16 protein-coding genes are annotated in these 17,481 nt (G+C 77.1%); 6 read left to right on the forward strand and 10 right to left on the reverse strand.

What is annotated here, in order from left to right; genetic code table 11:
• Together EV188_RS10185 and EV188_RS10190 are read left to right on the forward strand one after the other, a co-directional pair.
• Entirely contained in the window at positions 1–1,143 is a 1,143-nt protein-coding gene (locus EV188_RS10185; RefSeq protein ID WP_133826088.1) for a sensor histidine kinase, read from the forward strand.
• Positions 1,140–1,805 carry a response regulator gene (locus EV188_RS10190; RefSeq protein WP_133826089.1) on the forward strand — a complete coding sequence of 222 codons (666 nt, stop codon included), beginning with the start codon at positions 1,140–1,142 and terminating at the stop codon, positions 1,803–1,805. The genes EV188_RS10185 and EV188_RS10190 overlap by 4 nt, the downstream gene beginning before the upstream one ends.
• A gap of 3 nt (positions 1,806–1,808) precedes the next feature.
• Here EV188_RS10190 and EV188_RS10195 read toward each other — a convergent pair whose 3' ends face one another.
• Positions 1,809–2,183 (reverse strand): DUF2795 domain-containing protein, encoded by a 375-nt coding sequence (locus tag EV188_RS10195; RefSeq protein ID WP_133826090.1) that lies wholly within the window; start codon positions 2,181–2,183, stop codon positions 1,809–1,811.
• A 148-nt stretch (positions 2,184–2,331) separates the two neighbouring features.
• Between EV188_RS10195 and EV188_RS10200 the strand changes: the two genes are divergently transcribed.
• Together EV188_RS10200 and eccB are read left to right on the forward strand one after the other, a co-directional pair.
• A complete protein-coding gene (locus EV188_RS10200; RefSeq protein WP_133826091.1) occupies positions 2,332–2,823 on the forward strand; it encodes a hotdog fold domain-containing protein in 492 nt (163 codons plus the stop codon).
• Between the two features lie 49 nt (positions 2,824–2,872).
• A complete protein-coding gene (eccB, locus tag EV188_RS10205) occupies positions 2,873–4,315 on the forward strand; it encodes a type VII secretion protein EccB (protein WP_133826092.1) in 1,443 nt (480 codons plus the stop codon).
• A 4-nt stretch (positions 4,316–4,319) separates the two neighbouring features.
• On the opposite strand, the gene EV188_RS10210 is transcribed toward eccB, so the two are convergent.
• From EV188_RS10210 to EV188_RS10225, 4 genes are all read right to left on the reverse strand, one after another.
• The gene (locus EV188_RS10210; RefSeq protein WP_133826093.1) at positions 4,320–5,717 is read right to left on the reverse strand and encodes a serine/threonine-protein kinase; all 1,398 of its coding nucleotides are present in this window, start codon (positions 5,715–5,717) and stop codon (positions 4,320–4,322) included.
• 193 nt (positions 5,718–5,910) lie between these two features.
• Entirely contained in the window at positions 5,911–8,274 is a 2,364-nt protein-coding gene (locus EV188_RS10215) for a HelD family protein (RefSeq protein ID WP_133826363.1), read from the reverse strand.
• Positions 8,275–8,528: 254 nt separating this feature from the next.
• Positions 8,529–9,587, reverse strand: coding sequence for an MBL fold metallo-hydrolase (locus EV188_RS10220; RefSeq protein ID WP_133826094.1), 1,059 nt, complete (start codon positions 9,585–9,587; stop codon positions 8,529–8,531).
• A complete protein-coding gene (locus tag EV188_RS10225; protein WP_133826095.1) occupies positions 9,584–10,309 on the reverse strand; it encodes a pyridoxamine 5'-phosphate oxidase family protein in 726 nt (241 codons plus the stop codon). Before EV188_RS10225 ends, EV188_RS10220 begins: the two co-directional genes overlap by 4 nt.
• A gap of 565 nt (positions 10,310–10,874) precedes the next feature.
• On the opposite strand from EV188_RS10225, the gene EV188_RS10230 reads away from it, so the two are divergent.
• Entirely contained in the window at positions 10,875–11,603 is a 729-nt protein-coding gene (locus EV188_RS10230; RefSeq protein WP_133826096.1) for a hypothetical protein, read from the forward strand.
• Positions 11,604–11,702: 99 nt separating this feature from the next.
• On the opposite strand, the gene mihF is transcribed toward EV188_RS10230, so the two are convergent.
• From mihF to EV188_RS10255, 5 genes are all read right to left on the reverse strand, one after another.
• The gene (gene mihF / locus EV188_RS10235; protein ID WP_133826097.1) at positions 11,703–12,014 is read right to left on the reverse strand and encodes an integration host factor, actinobacterial type; all 312 of its coding nucleotides are present in this window, start codon (positions 12,012–12,014) and stop codon (positions 11,703–11,705) included.
• A gap of 307 nt (positions 12,015–12,321) precedes the next feature.
• Positions 12,322–12,975: a class I SAM-dependent methyltransferase gene (locus EV188_RS10240; RefSeq protein ID WP_133826098.1), complete on the reverse strand. Its 654-nt coding sequence runs from the start codon at positions 12,973–12,975 to the stop codon at positions 12,322–12,324.
• Positions 12,965–13,888, reverse strand: coding sequence for a lysophospholipid acyltransferase family protein (locus EV188_RS10245; RefSeq protein WP_133826099.1), 924 nt, complete (start codon positions 13,886–13,888; stop codon positions 12,965–12,967). The genes EV188_RS10240 and EV188_RS10245 overlap by 11 nt, the downstream gene beginning before the upstream one ends.
• The gene (locus EV188_RS10250; protein WP_133826100.1) at positions 13,885–14,796 is read right to left on the reverse strand and encodes a GNAT family N-acetyltransferase; all 912 of its coding nucleotides are present in this window, start codon (positions 14,794–14,796) and stop codon (positions 13,885–13,887) included. The genes EV188_RS10245 and EV188_RS10250 overlap by 4 nt, the downstream gene beginning before the upstream one ends.
• A gap of 112 nt (positions 14,797–14,908) precedes the next feature.
• Positions 14,909–16,069, reverse strand: coding sequence for a glycosyltransferase family 4 protein (locus EV188_RS10255; protein ID WP_208114095.1), 1,161 nt, complete (start codon positions 16,067–16,069; stop codon positions 14,909–14,911).
• A gap of 343 nt (positions 16,070–16,412) precedes the next feature.
• On the opposite strand from EV188_RS10255, the gene EV188_RS10260 reads away from it, so the two are divergent.
• Entirely contained in the window at positions 16,413–17,252 is an 840-nt protein-coding gene (locus EV188_RS10260; RefSeq protein WP_208114096.1) for an SAM-dependent methyltransferase, read from the forward strand.
• Positions 17,253–17,481 lie beyond the last annotated feature (229 nt).

Here is a 17,481-nt window from a genome sequence, read left to right on the forward strand (position 1 = left end):
ATGACCCGCCGTCAGTGGGCCGTCGACCTCGGGGTCGCGCTGCTGACCGGCGTGTTCATGACCGGCATCGTGCTGTTCTTCCCCCGCCAGATCGGCACGCTGCTCGACCTCGGGACGCCGGCGCTGCTCGCGGTGGTCGTCCTGTCGACGGTCGTGCTGGTGTTCCGGCGGCGCGCTCCGGTGGCCGTGACGGTGGTCGTCGCGCTGCTCTCGGTGCTGTTCCCCGGGTCCTGGTTCGGCTACGTCGCGCTGTACTCCGCGGGCGCCTACGCGCGGCGCTGGACGCTGTGGCTGCTCGCGCCGCTGGTGGTCGCCGCGTCGTTCGTCGGCGACCGCGGGTGGGTGGACTTCCGGTTCAACGACCACGCGTTCCTGCTGTTCGTCGCCTCGCTCGTGACGCTGGCCGGGCTCTACGTCGGCACGCGCCGCGAGGCGATCGCCGGCGCCGTCGAGCGCGCCGACCGGGCCGAGCGCGAGCAGGAGCTGCTCGCCGAGCAGGCGCGCGCCGACGAGCGCGTCCGCCTCGCCGGCGAGATGCACGACGTCGTCACCCACCGGATCAACCTCATGGTGCTGCAGGCCGGCGCGCTCGGCGTGCGCAGCGACGACCCGGCCGTGCACGACGCCGCAGAGGACCTGCGCCGGGCGGGCGTCCAGGCGCTGGCCGAGATGCGCGACCTCGTCGGGGTGCTGCGCGCCGGCCGCACCCCCGGCTCGGACGCCGCGGACGTGCCCGCCGACGAGCTCGAGGGGCTCGACGGCTTGATCGGGGAGTCCCGGCGGGTCGGCGTCGACGCCGCCCTCGAGGTCACCGGCGACCCCGCGGGCCCCGCCCCCACCGTCCGGCGCACCCTGCACCGCGTGGTCCAGGAGGCCCTGACCAACGCCCGCAAGCACGCCCCGGGTGCCGCGGTCCGGGTCGGGGTCCGCCACGAGGACGGGCGCGTGTGCGCGACGATCACCAACGGGCCGGCGGACACCCCGGCGGTCCCCGACACCACCGGCGGCGGAGTGGGTCTCGACGGCCTGCGGCGCCGGGTGGGGCTGGTCGGCGGCACGTTCGCGGCGGGCCCCACCGACGACGGCGGCTTCCGGGTCGCCGTCGTCCTGCCCGCCGACGTGCCGACGGGAGAACCCGCGTGATCACGGTGCTCGTCGTCGACGACGAACCCATGGTGTGCACCCACCTGGGCACGATCCTCGCGACCGACGAGATCACCGTCGTCGGCGAGGCCCACGACGGCGCGGAGGCCGTGGAGCAGGTCGTGCGCCACCGCCCCGACGTCGTGCTGCTCGACATCCGCATGCCGGGCGTCGACGGGCTCACCGCCCTCGGGCACATCGCCGCGCTCGAGGACCGGCCCGCCGTGGTCGTCCTGACGACCTTCGACGTCGACACCTACGTGCTGCGCGCCCTCGCGGCCGGCGCCCAGGGGTTCCTGCTCAAGTCGACGCCGCCCGCCGACCTGCGCCGTCTCGTGGCGGTCGCCGCCGCCGGGCAGACGGTGCTCTCCCCCGAGGCGGCCCGGCGGCTCGCGACGGCCTCGAGCCGCGAGGACCGCACGCGCGAGGCCGCCCGCGCCCGCATCCGCGATCTCCCCGCGCGCGAGACCGAGGTGCTCACCGCGCTCGGTGAGGGCCTGTCCAACGCCGCGATCGGGGCCCGGCTGCACCTCTCGGAGGCGACGGTGAAGGGCTACGTGTCGCGGCTGATGGAGAAGCTCGACTGCGACAACCGCACGCAGGCGGGGCTGCTCGCGTTCGCCGCCGGGCTGGTCGGGCTGGGCGGCGCGCCCGGCGGCTGACCGTCAGGCGACGGGGCGCACCGGCCGGTGCCCGGCGGGCCGGGCGACGGGCCGGGCCGGGCGGGCGACCACCGGGCCGCGGCGCGGTGCCGTGCGCGGGAGGCGCGGCGGCCCGGCCTGGCCGACGGCCGCGACCGGACGCCCCGACAGCACGGCGGCGAGGACGGCCACGATCTCGCCGAGCGAGTGGTAGCGGCGCTCCGGGAGACGCTCGATCAGCGTGCGCGACACGGTGTCGACCCCGTACATCTCGGCGGCGGTGAGCACCTGCCAGCGGTCGGCCGGGAAGACCAGGTCGCCGAGCACCGCGGCGAGTCGGTCGGGGAGGCCGGAGGCCCCGGGAGCGGGCGAGGCGGGGTGTCCGTGCTGAGCGGTCATCGGTTCCTCCGAGCAGGAGCGCCTGGTCGCGCAGACACACGAGTTCCCCGAATGCTCGTTCGTGAATCCGGGACGTCACCCCTGAGTGGATGATCGTTCGGGTCCGTACGGGTTCTCGCGCTTGCTACCGCCCGGTAACCTGTGCCCCGTGAGCACTCCGAGCGTGCTGGGTACGTGGCGCCGCCTCTCCGGGTCCTGGCCGGGCCGCCTGCTGGTCAGCGCGGCCGTGTGGCTGCGGGCGCCGTACTTCCTCACCGCCGCGCCCATGATCCGGAGCCTCGAGCCGGGGCGGGCCGAGGTGTCGCTGCGCAACTGGTGGCTGGTGCACAACCACCTCGGCACCGTGCACGCCATCGCGTCCTGCAACCTCGCCGAGTACGCGATGGGCGTGCTCGCCGAGGCGACGACGCCGGCGACGCACCGCTGGATCCCGCGCGGCATGAGCGTGCAGTACCTCGCGAAGGCCGACACCGACCTCCTCGCCGTCGCGACCTTCCCTCACCCGCCGGCGTTCTCCGCCGAGCGCGAGGACGCCGACGCCGACATCACGATCACCGACGCCCGCGGGCAGGAGGTCGTGCACGCGACGATCACCCTGCGCATCGCGCCGCGCCCGGCGCGCCTGCCCGTCGCCGCCTGACCGGAACGGACCCCTCGGCCCGCCGCGACGTGCCACGATCCGCGGCGAGATGCCTCCCCCGACGACGACCTCCGACCAGGTCCACGCGTACCGCTTCGGGCTGCGCCGCCTGCAGTCGGCGCTGGTCCGGCGGCAGGGCGTGCCGGGGAGCGACCCGCTGCGCAGCCAGCAGCGCGCCACGGTCGCGGGGGTGCTGATCGCCGCGCTCGCGCTGGGCGTCGCGGCGGTGTGGGGCCTGCTCGACACGCCGGCCGACTGGCGCAGCGCCGGCATCGTCGTGGCCGAGGGGTCCGGCGCGCTCTACGTCGTCGTGCACGAGCCCGACCGCCTGGTGCCCGTGCCCAACCTCGCGTCGGCACGCCTCGCGCTCGCGGCGGCCGGCGGTCAGGGCGACCCGGAGCCCGTCGAGGTCGCCGACGAGGACATCGCCACGGCACCCCGCGAGCGCGGCGTCGGCATCGTCGACGCCCCGCCGCTGCCGCCCGCGGGCGCGCCGGTGCCGCCGGTGTGGTCGGTCTGCGACACCGGGAGCCCGCAGCCCGGGGCGGCTCGCCCGTGGGAGCAGCCGCGGGTCTGGACGACGGTGCTCGCCGGCGCAGCCCCGCCCGCCCGGCCCCTCGACCCCGGGCGCGGGCTGCTGCTGCGCGACCGGTTCGACGGCACCTGGCTCGTCCACGACGGCATCCGCTCGCGGCTGGACCTGCGCGACCCCGCCGTGGTCCTCGCCTTCGACCTCGCCGGCCAGACCCCGCGCCCGGTGAGCACGAGCCTGCTCAACACGCTGACCGAGGGCCCGCCGATCGTCGCTCCGCAGATCGCCGGGCGCGGCGAGGTGCCGCCGTCCGGGCTGCTCGCGGGCGAGCCCGTCGGCGGGGTCGTGCGCCTCGTCGGGCCCGGCACCCCGGACCGCTGGTACGTGGTGGCGCGCGAGGGCGTGCAGGAGGTCCCCGAGGTCGTCGCCCGGCTCGTGCGCCTCGACGACCCCGACCCGGCGCGCGCGGGCGCCCCCGTGCCGATCGTCTCGCCCGGCCAGCTGCGCGCGCTCGCCACCGCCCGCGGGATCGCCGTCGCCGCCTACCCGGACCCGGTGCCCCGCGCCGTGCCGATGGACGAGGCGCCCACCACCTGCGCCGGCGCGCAGGGCGGCGGCCCGGTCCAGCTCACCGTCGGCACCGACCCGCCTTCCACCGCCACGCCGCCGACCACCCTCGCCCAGGCCGACGGCTCCGGCGACCGCGTCGACGCCGTCGCCCTGCCCGGCGGCGGGGTGACGGTCCGCGCGGTCCCGATCGGGCGCGACGACGCCCCGGGCAGCCCCACGGTGATCTCGGGCTCGGGCCTCGCGTCGGCGGTGCCCGACCCGGAGACCGCGGCGGCGCTCGGGCTGGGCGAGGCGTTCCCGCCCGCGCCCGGCGCGGTGGTCGGCCTGCTGCCGGCGGGTCCGGTGCTCTCGGTGCCCGCGGCGCTCAACCCGTTGCCGGGCGGCGGCTGAGCGGCTACTGCACGCCGTTCTGGCGCGCTCCCGGCGGCGCGACCGTCGTGGTCGTCGTGGTGTCGGGCTCCTCGACCGGCGGCGGCACGACCACGGGCGGGCGCACCGTCGTCGTGGTGGTCGTCGTGGTCGTGGTGGTGGTCGTCGTGCGGCGCGCGGTGGTGGTGCGCCGGGTGCGCGGGGCCGTGGCCGCCTCGGTCTCGTCGGTGGTGGTGACCTGCGGGGCGACCGGCAGCGGCGGCGGGGGCGGCGCGAGCGTCGCCGAGGGCACCGGCGGCAGGGGCTGCTCGTCGGAGAGCACCGCGTACGCCACCGCGGAGCCCGCGACCAGCAGCGTCGCGGCCGCCGCGGCCACGGCGGCGGCGAGCCGGCGGCGCCGGCGCCCCTCGGGGCGGGCCAGCGGCGAGGCGCCCGTCGGCAGCGGCTCGGCGACGGGCGGCGGCCCGACGGCCATCGGCCCGGAGCCGGCGACGATGCTGGTCGGCGCGGTCATGAGCACCGGCGACAGCACGGTCTCGGCGTCCATCCCGACCTCGCGGGAGACCCCGCGCAGCCCGGCGACGACCTCCTCGGCCGTCGGGCGGTCGACCGCGTCGTCGGCGGTCATGGCGGTGAGCAGGGCCTCGAGCCCGGGCGAGAGGCCGGTGGGCACCACGGGACGCCGGTGCAGGCGGGCGACCGCCGCCTCGAGCGCGTTGCCCGGGTACTCGCGGCGCCCGGTGAGGCACTCGATGAGCACGAGGCCCAGCGCGTAGATGTCGACGGCGCCGTCGATCGGCTCGCCGCGGACCTGCTCGGGGCTGAGGTACGACGCGGTGCCGATGACCATGCCGGCGGCCGTGACCGGCGCGGCGTCGTGGACCGCGGCGATGCCGAAGTCCGACAGGTGGGCGCGGCCCTCGGCGTCGAGCAGCACGTTGCCGGGCTTGACGTCGCGGTGCACGACGCCCCGGCGGTGCACGTAGGCCAGCGCGTCGGCGAGCGCGGCGCCCAGCGCGACGACGTCGACGACCGGGAGGGGGCCCGCGCGCACGCGCTGCGCGAGCGTGTCGCCCTCGATGAGCTGCATGACGAAGTAGGCGCGGCCGTCCTCGTCGCCGACGTCGTAGACGGTGACGAGCCCGGGGTGCGACAGGCCGGCGAGCGTGAGCACCTCGCGGCGGTGGCGGGCCTCCTGGCCCTCCTCGATGTCGCCGATCTTCTCGGCGGGGTCGGCGGGGTCGCCCGGCTCGACGTCGGTGGGGGTGACCGAGCCCGCCGCGTTGAACATCTTGATCGCCACGTCGCGGCCAAGCAGCTCGTCGCGCGCCCGGAAGACGTCGGCGGCGCCGCCGCGCCCGATGAGGTCGCCGACGGTGTAGCGACCGCCCACCATCGCGGGCGGACCGGTGTCGGTGCTCACTGTCCGCCCCCCTCCCGGTGTGCGGTCGCCCCGATCATCCCGTATGACAGGGTCCCTCGTCTGCGTGACGTCCCGGGCGGCGCGTCGCCCGAACGGCGGGTTGCCCGTGGCGCGCGACCGGTGGTCGGCGACGCCACACGTCCGGAGACACGGACGGCCCCTGCCCGGTGGTTCGACGCCGGGCGTGCCCGCGTTACCCGATCAGGCGCCCGAGCACCGGCGGTAGGACGTCCGGGTGCACGACCACCAACGACCGGGTGGCACGGGTCAGGGCCACATAGAGGTCGTTGAGACCGCGCGGTGAGGCGTCCACCACGCCCGCGGGGTCGACGAGCACGACGGCGTCGAACTCGAGGCCCTTGGCGTCGGCGACCTCGGACACGACGATCTCCGACGCCAGGTCCACGGCCGGGTCGCCCTCGGCGGCACCGGTCGGCCCGGCCGCGACGCCCAGCGCCGCGGCGAGCCCGTCGACGCGCGCCCCCGGCGCGAGGACCGCGACACGGCCGGCACCCTCGGCGTCGACGACCGCCTCGCGCGCCCGCCGGGCCTGCGCCACGGCCGCCTCGACCAGTCCCGGCTCGTCGGCGGCCACCGCCACGGGCGCCACGCCGGACTCGCGCACCGACTCGGGCGGCGTGGCGCCGGGGTCGATGGCGGCGAGCACGTCGGCGGCGACCGCCATGATCTCGGCGGGGGTGCGGTAGTTGACCGTCAGCACCTCGCGGCGCCAGCGCGCGGCGACGTAGGGCGAGAGCACCTCGGCCCACGACGACGCCCCGCCCCGCGCCCCGGTCTGCGCCACGTCGCCGACGAGCGTCATCGATCGGCTGGGGCAGCGCCGCATGAGCACGCGCCACGCCATCGGCGAGAGCTCCTGGGCCTCGTCGACGATGACGTGCCCGAAGGTCCACGTCCGGTCGTCGGCGGCGCGTTCGGCGGCCGAGGCGTAGGTGGCCTCGCGGGTGCGGTCGGCGAGGACGCTGGCGTCGACGACGTCGGTGGGACGCAGGAGCTCGGGGTCCCAGTCCTCCTCCATCGCGAGGATCTCCAGCACCCCGGCGGCGTAGGCCTCGTCGGCCTCGCGCTTGCGCTCCTCGGCCTCGCGGGCCGCGGTGTCGTCCTCGCCGAGCAGCTCGGCGACCTCGTCGAGCAGCACCGCGTCCGCGGGGCTCCACCAGGCGCCGTCGAGCAGGTCGTCGGGGCGCCCGCCGGAGCGGGCCAGCAGCTCGCGGTCGGCCTCGGACCAGCCGCGCGTGGCCGCCCGGAGGCGCTGGGGGTTCGTCCAGAGGTCGGCGAGCAGCTGCGGGGGCGTCAGCGTGGGCCACAGCTCGTCGAGCACGGCCCGCAGGTCGGGGTCGGCGCGCAGCCCGGCGCGGACGTCGGCGAGGTCGCCGCGGTCGAGCAGGTTGCCGCCGCCCTCCCTGCTGTCGAGAGGGTCACGGCCCACCCGGTCGACCTCGCGGCGCGCGAGCTGGTCGACGACCTCGCGCACGAAGGTCCGCTTGGCGTCGTTGTGGGGCCGGCGGGTGCGCCGGGCGCGGGTGCGGGCCTGGTTGACGACGTCGCGGTCGATCACCACCGGTTCGCCGTCGACGTGGAGCCGGATCGGGCGCCGCGGCAGCTCCTGGCGGTCGCGCACGGCCGTCGCGAGCATCTTGCCCATGTCCAGGTGGCCCTTGAGCGCGGCGGCGGCCGGCGGCTCGGACCGGTGCGCGGCGAGGCCCGGGTAGAGCTCGCCGACCGTGGAGAGCAGCACGCTCGTCTCGCCGAGGGAGGGCAGGACCTGCTCGATGTAGCGCAGGAACGTCGGGTTCGGCCCGACCACGAGCACGCCGCGGCGGGCCAGCTGGCGCCGGTGGGTGTAGAGCAGGTACGCCGCGCGGTGCAGCGCCACGGCCGTCTTGCCGGTCCCGGGCCCGCCCTCGACCACGACGACGCCGTTGGCGCTGGAGCGGATGACGCGGTCCTGCTCGCCCTGGATCGTCGCGACGATGTCGCCCATCCGCCCGGTGCGACCGGCCGACAGGGCCGCGAGGAGCACCGCCTCGCCGGTGAGCCCGGTGCGCTGGGTGGCGGTGGCCCCGACCCGCGCGGCCTCCTCGAGGTCGAGGATCTCGTCGTCGACGGCCGTGACCCGGCGGCTGCGCGAGCGGATGTGCCGGCGGCGGCGCACGCCGTCGGGAGACGCGGCGGTCGCGGTGTAGTACGGCCGGGCCGCGGGCGCGCGCCAGTCGACGAGCAGCGGCTCGTAGTCGTGCTGGTCGTCGAGCAGCCCGAGGCGGCCCACGTAGAGCACGTCCTGGTCGAGCCCCTCGATCGGCCCGGGGTCACCGTCGATCGGCGGGGGCGGCGGACGGTCCGGGTCGAGGTCCAGGCGCCCGAAGCACAGGCCCTGCTCGACCGCGGAGAGCGTGGCGAGCTGCTCGGAGTACATCTGCGCGGCGGCGTCCCGCTCGGAGACCGCCTGCGGCGTGCCGGTGGTCTCGTCGCGCAGCACGCGCGCGAGCAGCGCGGCGGTCTCGGTCCGGCGCTCGTCGAGCTTGCCGTAGAGCATGCTCACGTACGGCTGCTCAGCCACGACGGGGTCAGCAGCCACGGGATCGCCGTCGGGATCGTGCGCGCCGGGGTCGGTGTCGGCGGCGGACGGTGACGTACGGGTCACGCAGGCCTTCTCCAGCGGACGGTCCGGCGCGGGGTGTGCCGGGACGACCCTCCACCGTAGTCCCGTCACCCGACCGCGCGCCGCCGTCGAGGCGCACCTCGGCGCACCGAGGTGTCGGGATCATGACCGCGAGGTGACGTCTCCGGTCACGACGGCGCGTGGTGGAACACCTCGTCCTCGCCGGACGTGCGCGTGACCCGGCCCTGCGCGGCGAGGACCTCCAGGTGGGCGTCGGTCTCGAGGACCGCGAGCATCCGGTTGAAGGCCTCCATGTCCTCGAGACGGTGCTCGCGGCGCGTCCAGCGCAGCGCGCCCGCGATCTCGGCCGCGGTCGGCAGGCCCTTCTCCACGGCCGCGGCGATCTCGTCGAGGCGCTTGTCGTGGTGGGCGACCAGCTCGTCGACGCGCTCGTGGACGCTCGGCGCGACGGGCCCGTGCGCGGGCAGCAGCAGGCGGTCCGGCTCGGCGCGCAGGGCCGCGAGCGACGAGAGGTAGCGGATCAGCGCCCCGGGCCGCGCCGCGGGCTCGAAGCCGATCGAGGGCGTGATGTGCGGCAGGACGTGGTCGCCGGCGTAGAGCATCGGGCCCTCGGCGCTGGTCTCGTCGACGAACACGAGGTGCCCGCGCGTGTGGCCCGGCGTCTCGCGGGCGACGAGCGAGCGCCCGCCCGCCCGCAGCTCCTGCCCGTCGGCGAGCCACTCGTCGGGGTCGGTGAAGTCGTCGGCCGGCGGCGCCTCGGCGGCGGCCACCCAGGAGTGGATCTCGGCGGAGAGCTCGGGGGCGCCCGCGCGCCGGAGGCCGACGATCTGCGCGTCGAGGCCGGTGTCGCGCCCGCGGACCGTCTCGAGCGAGTCGGCCTCGCCCGCGCCGAGGGCCACCCGCGCGCCGTGGGCACGGCGCAGCGCGACGGCCTGGCTGTAGTGGTCGCGGTGGACGTGGGTGACCAGGAAGCGCCGGATGTCGCCCGGCTCCGCGCCGATCCCCGTGAGCAGGCGCGCCAGGACGTCGCGGGACTCGTCGATCGACCAGCCGCCGTCGATGAGCGTCAGTTCGGCACCGTCGGAAGGGCCGTCACCGTCGGGGGCCAGCGCGTAGACGTTGACCGCCCGGAGCGAGTCGTTGGGCAGCGGCAGCGGCAGGCGGTGGACGCCCGGGACGACGGTCTCGAGCTCGGGTCTGGTCCACGCGTGCCGGTCGGAGATCACTCCCCGGAGGATGCCCCTGCCCCGGCGTGCTCCGCCGTGCGGGGGTCACCCGAGGGCGCGCCGGCGCGCTCGGCCGCCTCGGCGCGTCGCGCCCCGGCGACGCCGAAGTGATCGCCGCCCTTGCGCTTGACGTCGTCGGTGCCCCAGGCGACGGTGCGGTCGACCGGGACCATCCGCGGGATGTGCTTGCGGCAGTGGATGTAGGCCTCCTCGACGGTGACCTCGACCCACATCTCGGCCCGCCGGCCGGGCGCCGTCTCCTCCGGGACGTCCGGGTGCTCCGCGCGCAGCGTCGCGTCGTCGACGAGGCGCGCCGAGCCGTTGACGTGCAGCCCGATGAGCTCGTCGGTGAAGTCGACCATCAGGAGCCCGACGTGCGGGTTCTCGCTGATGTTGCCCAGGCTCGCCATGACGCCGTTGCCGCGGTACTCCGGCCACGCGACGTGCCGGTCGTCGAGGACCCGCAGGAACCCGGGCGGGCCGGCCCGCAGCGTGTTGTCGCACTCGCCGTGGGCGTCCGAGGTCGCCACGAACATCATCGACATCTTCGCCACGAAGTCCTGCATCGACGGCACCAGGCGATCGCACATCTGGTCGCCGTAGAAGCGCTCGGCCCGCGCGGACGTCCCGAGCGCGCCCTGCAGGACGCGCTCGCCGGCGGAACCGGGACGTTCGGGGTGGGGGTCGGGCTGATCGGGCTGGGGGGTGACCCGGTCGCTCATCGACGCCTCTCCGCGGCCCGGTCGGGGCCGCCGTGTCGGGGCGGTGGAATCGGGCGGAACGCCGCGAAGCGCCCGCCCCGGGAGCCGCTGTGTTCGGGGGACCGGTCCGATGGAACCCTGTCGTCCAGATGCTGTCGAGGCGCTGCGTAGTGCAACCCTCGCTCGGCGCAGCCGTTATCCGCACCTCCCCACGGGTCCGTGGGCCGAACAGCCGCACTTCGGTGTGAGCTACGTCACTGCGTGACCGACCCGAGACCTGGCCGCGCCGCGGCCGTGACCCGGCGGCGACGGCCTGAGCTGCCGTGACGCGCGCGGACACCGAGCGTCCCGCCGGGACCGCGTCCGGTGACGGGTCTTCCCCCGCGACCTAGTCTCGGGGGCGTCCGGACACCCGTGGCAGCTGGTGCCGGACCCGCGCTCGTCCCGCCCGGGCCTGTCCGGCGAGCACGGCCCCCGACCCTGCGGCGACAGGCCGAACGCCACGCACCGGAGCTCCCCCCGGCGACGCGGCACCTGGTTCGCTCCCCCTCGGCCAGGTCGATCGGCGGCGCGACGGAGACCTCGCATGTCACGACACCGTGCGGCGTCCGCGCGAGCGGCGACGCCCACCCCCGCCCCGACGGCACGCGCCGGCACCGCGGTCCTGACCGGCGGGCAGCGCGCCACCGACCTCGCGGCGGCCATGCCCCGCCAGGGCCTCACCGAGGCCCACCCGTCGGGGCCCCTGCCCCGAGCGGGCCGCGAGCGCCCGGCCCGCCGCGCCCCCCGCGACGCGGCCCTCGACGCCGACACCGCCGCGCTCGACCTCGCCGCGATCGCCCTCGCGGCCGCGAGCGCGGGCCCAGCGGGCAGCCTGCCCACGGGCCCCGCGCACCCCGCCTCGGGCCCCATCACCGGGCCCTCGGCCGCCGACCCCACCACCGGCGGCACCCCCCGCCCGGCGTTCCCCGCGGCGGTCCCGAGCGCGCTCGCGCCGGTCACGCCGTCGCACGCCGTCCCGGCCGTCGGGCGCGGCGGTGGACGGCGCGTGCCGCTCCCGACCCGCACCGCCGGGGCCCTCGCCCTGGTCGGCGCGCTCGCGGGTGGCGGCGTCGCCGTGGTGGGCGGCAACGCCGTCATGACGGCCGACCCGACGCCCACGACCGGCGAGTTCCGCACGGGCGACGTCGCCAACGCCGCCGAGAGCGGCGCCGCGGCCGCGCAGCTGCCCGCTCCGGCCGACGAGCCCCGCGAGCAGCAGGGCGGCCGGCACCGTGCCGAGGACAGCGCCTCGTACGACAGCGGCGGCTACTGAGCCACCGCGCTCCGGACAGACGACGGGGCGGCCGGTGGTCCGGGGATCCGGATCACCGACCGCCCCGTCGTCGTTCGTGCCGGGTGCGGCGCGCGCAGATCAGCCGAGCGCGCTGACCAGGGCCTCGCGCTGACGGGAGCCGAGGCCGGCGACGCGCCGGTCCTCGGGGATCCCGGCCTGCTCGAGCACCGCCGAGGCCTTCGCCGGGCCGTAGCCGGGCAGCGCCCGCACGAGCTGGGAGACCTTGGTCTTGCCGGCGATCGGGTCGCTCTTGCCGCGGTCGAGGACGGCGGGGATGTTCTCCTCGCCGCTCTTGATGCCGGCCAGGAGCGCGGAACGGGCCTGTCGGGCCTCGCGGGACTTGGCCTGGGCGGCCTCGCGCTGCTCGGGGGTCAACGTCGGGAGGGCCATCGCGGTGTCTCCCCTCTCTGTGATGCGGGTTCGTCGCGGAGGGACCACGACGTCGGTCGGACCGGTCGCAACAGACGGTCACACGGACGGTCGGTCGGCACCGCACGCCACGCCGCGACGGTGCCGCGATCCGGACGCCCGGGCCGATGGTTGCGGGACCGTACACCCTCCCGACGGGTGCCCTGCCCCTGACCTGGGCGGATCACCGCTCCGTCCCCCGCAGCACCGCTGGCGGTGACATCCGGGCGACCCGCATCACCCACGTGCGCATCAGCGGTACCCCGGGGGAACGGATGCTCACCGACCCTCATCGGCGCGGTGACGACGCCCGGTACACGACGGCCGGGGGCAGGTTGCGCCAGACGACCGGCGACGTCTCGACCCGGGCGAAGCAGTCCGCGAGCTCCTCGCGCAGCGCCCGCGCCGGCGCCGCCCACGCCGTCGCGCAGTAGGCGAACTGGACGAACACCCCGTCGTCGGCCAGGGCACGCGCCACGACCGGGAGCAGGGAGTCCTCGCGGCCCGGGCGGGTGGCCGACCAGCCCAGGCCGCTGACGACGGCCTGCGCGCCGTGGATGCCGCGCAGCGCGAGGAGCGCGCCGAGCTCGGCGACGTCGGCGGGCACCACCTCGACCGACGGGAAGCGCTCGGCGAGGCGGTGGGCGAGCACCGGGTTGATCTCGACGGCGAGCTGGCGTCCGCGCCCCGCCAGGCGGTGCGCGAGCAGCCCCGTGAAGGCGCCGCTGCCGGCGCCGAGCTCGACCACCACGGGGGCCGCGTGGTCGGTGCTCAGGGCGGCGTCGGCCATGCCGCGGGCCAGCGCCGTGCCGCTCGGCCACACCGAGGCCGTGGCGACGGGCGCGCGGACGAACTGCGCGGCGAACACGGCCCGGTCGGCGAGGGAGGCGTCGCGCGGAGGTCCGGGCGCCTCCGGCTCCGTGGCACCCGGCTCAGGCGACACGGTCGAGGTCCGGGACGACGGGCAGGGCGGTGACGGGGCGCACGGCGGCGGGATGTCCGTCGAGGTCGGGCGGGAGGGCGTCGGCGATCGCGCCGGCGGTGGCGCGGGCGAGCGCGCGGCGGGCGCTGGCGCGGGCGGGTCCGGCGGGAGCCGCCCGGCTGTCGAGGACCGCGCACGCGGTGACGTCGATGTCGACCCCGCGCACGGTGAGCACGCGCAGCAGCGACGAGGCGAGCGTGTCGTCGCCGACGAAGGCCGCGGTGGCGTCGAGCGGGGCGGCGCCGGGCCGGTCGCCGCGCCGCCGGTAGCGCAGCGCCACCGGCACCACCGGGGCGCTCGCGTCGAACGCGGCCTGAAAGGCGGCGGGGCGGAACGGGCCGAGGTCGCGCCCGCAGCGGGTCGTCCCCTCGGCGAACACGCCGATCGGGGTGCCGGCGCGCAGCGCGTCGGCGAGCCCGGCGACGGCGCCCGGCAGGTCGCGCAGCCGGTCGCGGTCGAGGAACACGGTGCCCGCCCGCGCCGCCATGAGGCCCAGCAGCGGCCACTGCCGCACCTCGGTCTTGGCGAGCATCCGGACCGGCGCGACGGCGTGCAGGGCGAACACGTCGAGCCAGGACACGTGGTTGGCGACGACGAGCGCGCCGGGCGGGGCGACCGGGCCCGTGTGCCGCACGCGCACCCCGCAGGCGGAGAGCACCGCGGCCGCCCACAGCCGCTGGACCCAGCCGGTCGCCGACGGGCCGAGCAAGGGCACCACGATCGCCGCGAGGAGGCCCGCGACCAGCACGACGACCAGCGCCGTGCCCCGCACCCCCAGCCGGACGGCCCGCACCGCGCGGGCCCGCGCGGTGCCGGCCGCGGCCACCGGCAGGCAGCCGGGGTCGCACGGCGACGTGGGCGCCCAGGGACTCATCCGCCCTCCCCGGCGAGGTAGCGGCGCCAGCGCGGGTCGATGGCGGTGTGGTCGAGCAGGATGAACAGGTCGGCGACGCCGAAGTCGGGGTCGAGCGCCGGCACGCCGCCGATCTCGGCGCCGAGGCGCAGGTAGCCCCACAGCAGCGGCGGCAGCCCGGCCCGCGCGGCCTTCCTGGCGCCGGGCGCCTCGGGGTCGTGGCCGGCGATCGGGGCCTCGCGCCACGGGCGGACCCGCCGCGCGGCCGGGGCGAGGTGCTTCGAGGCGACGAGCGACCAGACCCCGCCCGGCATCGCGCCCTCGCCCGTCAGCGGCACGCTCGCGCAGCCGACGACCCACCGGCGGCCGGTGAGCACCATGTAGCGCAGGATCCCGGCCCAGACCAGCGAGAGCACCACGCCGTGGCGGTGGTCGCGGTGCACGCAGGAGCGCCCGACCTCGACGATCTCGTCGCGCAGGCCGTCGAGGGCGGAGAGGTCGAACTCGGTGTCGGAGTAGAGGCCGCCGGCGGCGCGGGCACCCTCCGGGGTGAGCATCCGGTAGGTGCCGACGATCGCCCCGGTGGCGTCCTCGCGCACGACCAGGTGGTCGCAGTGCGCGTCGAAGGCGTCGGCGTCGCGGCCCTCGGCGGCGGCCGCCACCGCGACCGCGTCGTCGGGGGCGGGCAGGGCGCCCTGCTCGCCGGCGAACACCTCGTGGCGCAGCCGCTGGGCGGCGGCGACGTGCTCGGGCTCGCGCGTCAGCAGCAGGCTGTAGCGGCCGGCGGCCTCGGAGGCGGCACCTCCGTCGCCGCCGACCGCGACGGGAGCGGGCCCGGTGGGCGGCACGGCGGCGGCCGCCGCGTCCCGCTCGTCCTGGCTCTCGGAGGCGGGTCCCGCGGACCGCGCCAGCACCTGGGATGTGGCCATGGGGCGGTGTCTACGGGCCGAGATCGCCCGCAGGCCCACCCCGGCGTGACGGTCGAGTGTGGTCCGGGTGAACTCGGCGGGAGGCACCGTGACCTGGTGCTCCACCGGCGCCTCAGGCCGCGGGCGTCGCGACGTCGGGCGTGCCCTCGGCGGTGTCGTCGCCCGCGATGACGGCCGCGTAGTGCCCGAGGAGCTCCTCGCAGACCGACGGCCAGGTGCGCCCCGCGACGCGGCGGCGCCCGGCGGCACCGAAGGTGTGCCGCGACTCCGGGTCGTCGCGCCACGCGGCGACCCGCCCGACGATCTCGGCGCCCGCGGTCGGCGACGCCGGGTCGTAGAGCCAGCCCGTGCGGCCCGGGTCGACGAGGTCGGCCACGCCGCCCGCGTCGGGGGCGAGCACCGGCAGCCCCGAGGCCTGGGCCTCCTGGACGGCCTGGCAGAAGGTCTCGTGCGGGCCGGTGTGCACGAAGGCGTCGAACGAGGCGTACGCCTCGGCCAGCTCGGTGCCGCCACGGAAGCCGAGGAAGTGCGCCGAGGGCAGCAGCTCGCCCAGCCGCGCCCGCGACGGCCCGTCGCCGACCACGACGACGCGCACGCCGGGCAGGCCCTCGAGGGTCGCGAGCCGCTCCACCTGCTTCTCCGGGGCCAGGCGGCCGACGTAGCCGACGAGCATCTCGCCGTGCGGGGCGAGCTCGGCGCGCAGGGCGTCGTCGCGGCGGTCGGGGTGGAAGCGGGTGGTGTCGACGCCCCGGCCCCAGCGGTGCACGCGGGGCACGCCGTGGGACTCCAGCGCGTCCACCGCCCACCGCGACGGCGCGAGGGTGCGCGACGCACCGCTGTGCAGGCGCCGGATCCAGCGCCACGCGGCCCGGGCGGTCAGGCCGACCCCGTACGACGACGCGAAGCCGGCGACGTCGGTCTGGTAGACGGCCACCGAGGGCACGCGCAGGCGCCGGGCGACCGTGAGCGCCCGCGCGCCGAGCACGAACGGCGAGGCGAGGTGCACCACGTCGGGCCGGAACTCCTCGAGCGCCGCGCGCACGGCGGGCGTCGGGACCCCGACCGGCAGCGAGTCGACCCCGGGCACGTCGACCGCCGGGACCCGGACCACCGGGACGTGCGGCGCCCCGGGCACCTCGTCCGGCCCCGCCCCGGGGGCGATGACCATGGCGGAGTGGCCGCGCCGCTGCAGGTGGGCGACGACCTGGAGCACGGAGTTGGTGACGCCGTTCACGGCGGGCAGGAACGACTCGGTCACGACGGCGACGCGCACGACCGCACGGTGGCTGGCCCGGGGGCCCCGTCGGCCGACGACGACGTGTCCCTCGTCCTAACACCGACCCAACACTGTGGACGCCCCGCTTCCCGAGATCCCTTCGGAGATCACCCACCGTCAGATCGCGCCCGGACGACAGGCCCGGTCACGGCGTGTCCCGGCGGGTGGCGTCGGCGTGTCGGACACGGACGGTGGAGAGGGGAGTATCCGCTGCGCGAGTCGGGGGAACCTGCCGTGTTGACAGCGCCGGGGTGCTGGCGGCTACTGGACCACGGAGATGTGGCAGACCTGCCGCAACCCGGGTCACCAGCCCGGTCATCGGCACGGCGGAGGGAGGACCGTGGGCGACGACTTCCGCTGGCCTCTCGGTCCGCCCGGGGCGGCGAACTTCGACATCCCGAGCTCCGCGCGCGTCTACGACTTCCTGCTCGGCGGCACGTCGCACGGCGCCGTCGACCGCGTGATGGGACGGGACCTCGCCCGCGCCGAGCCGCTGGTCGTGTCGATCGTGCGCGAGAACCGCTCGTTCCTGCGTCGCGCCGTCACGTTCCTCGCCCACGCCGGCGTCGACCAGTTCCTCGACCTCGGCTCGGGCATCCCGACGATGGGCAACACCCACGAGGTCGCCCGCCGCGTGAACCCCGACGCGCGGGTCGCGTACGTCGACATCGACCCGGTCGCGGTGTCCCACGGCGAGCTGCTCCTCGGCGAGGCCCGGGGCGTGTCGGTCACGCACGCCGACATGCGCGACCCGGACAAGGTGCTCGGCGCGGCGGCCGTCACCGAGGTGCTCGACTTCTCGCGGCCGGTCGGCGTCCTCATGTTCTCGGTGCTCCAGCACGTCTCGGCCGCCGACGACCCGGCCGCGGTGGTCGCCGGGTTCCTCTCCCGGGTCGCGCCGGGCAGCGCGCTGGCCGTCTCGCACCTCACCGCCGACGACCCGCGCATCGACATGGACGCCATCCTCGGGCCGACCGACGCCTACCTCAGCGGTCGAGCCACGACGCGCTCGGCCGCCGAGCTCGCGGCGCTGATCGAGGGCGTCGACCTCGTCGAGCCGGGCCTCGTCTACGCCGCGCAGTGGCGGCCCGAGGCGCGGCGGCACCGGGGGCCTCTCGCCGAGCCGTGCTGCGGGCACCGCGCCGCCGTCGGGTTCTTGCCCGCCGGAGCGCGCGGGTAGGCCCCGCTCGCCTCGGTCCCCGGCCTCGTGGTCGCACCGAACGGAGCAGCCGTGACAGCTCATCACTAGGCCGTTCGCCGCCCGACGCGATGTGTCGACCACTCACCGCGACGCAGAGCGGATGCTCGGTCACGGCTTGTCACAAAAGGTCTCGGTTCGGTTACGGTCCTCCACCGCGTCGTTCCGCTCCCCAGCTCGACCCCGGGCGACGCCGGGTCACCCTGTCGGG

Source organism: Actinomycetospora succinea (assembly GCF_004363095.1).
Lineage (GTDB): Bacteria > Actinomycetota > Actinomycetes > Mycobacteriales > Pseudonocardiaceae > Actinomycetospora > Actinomycetospora succinea.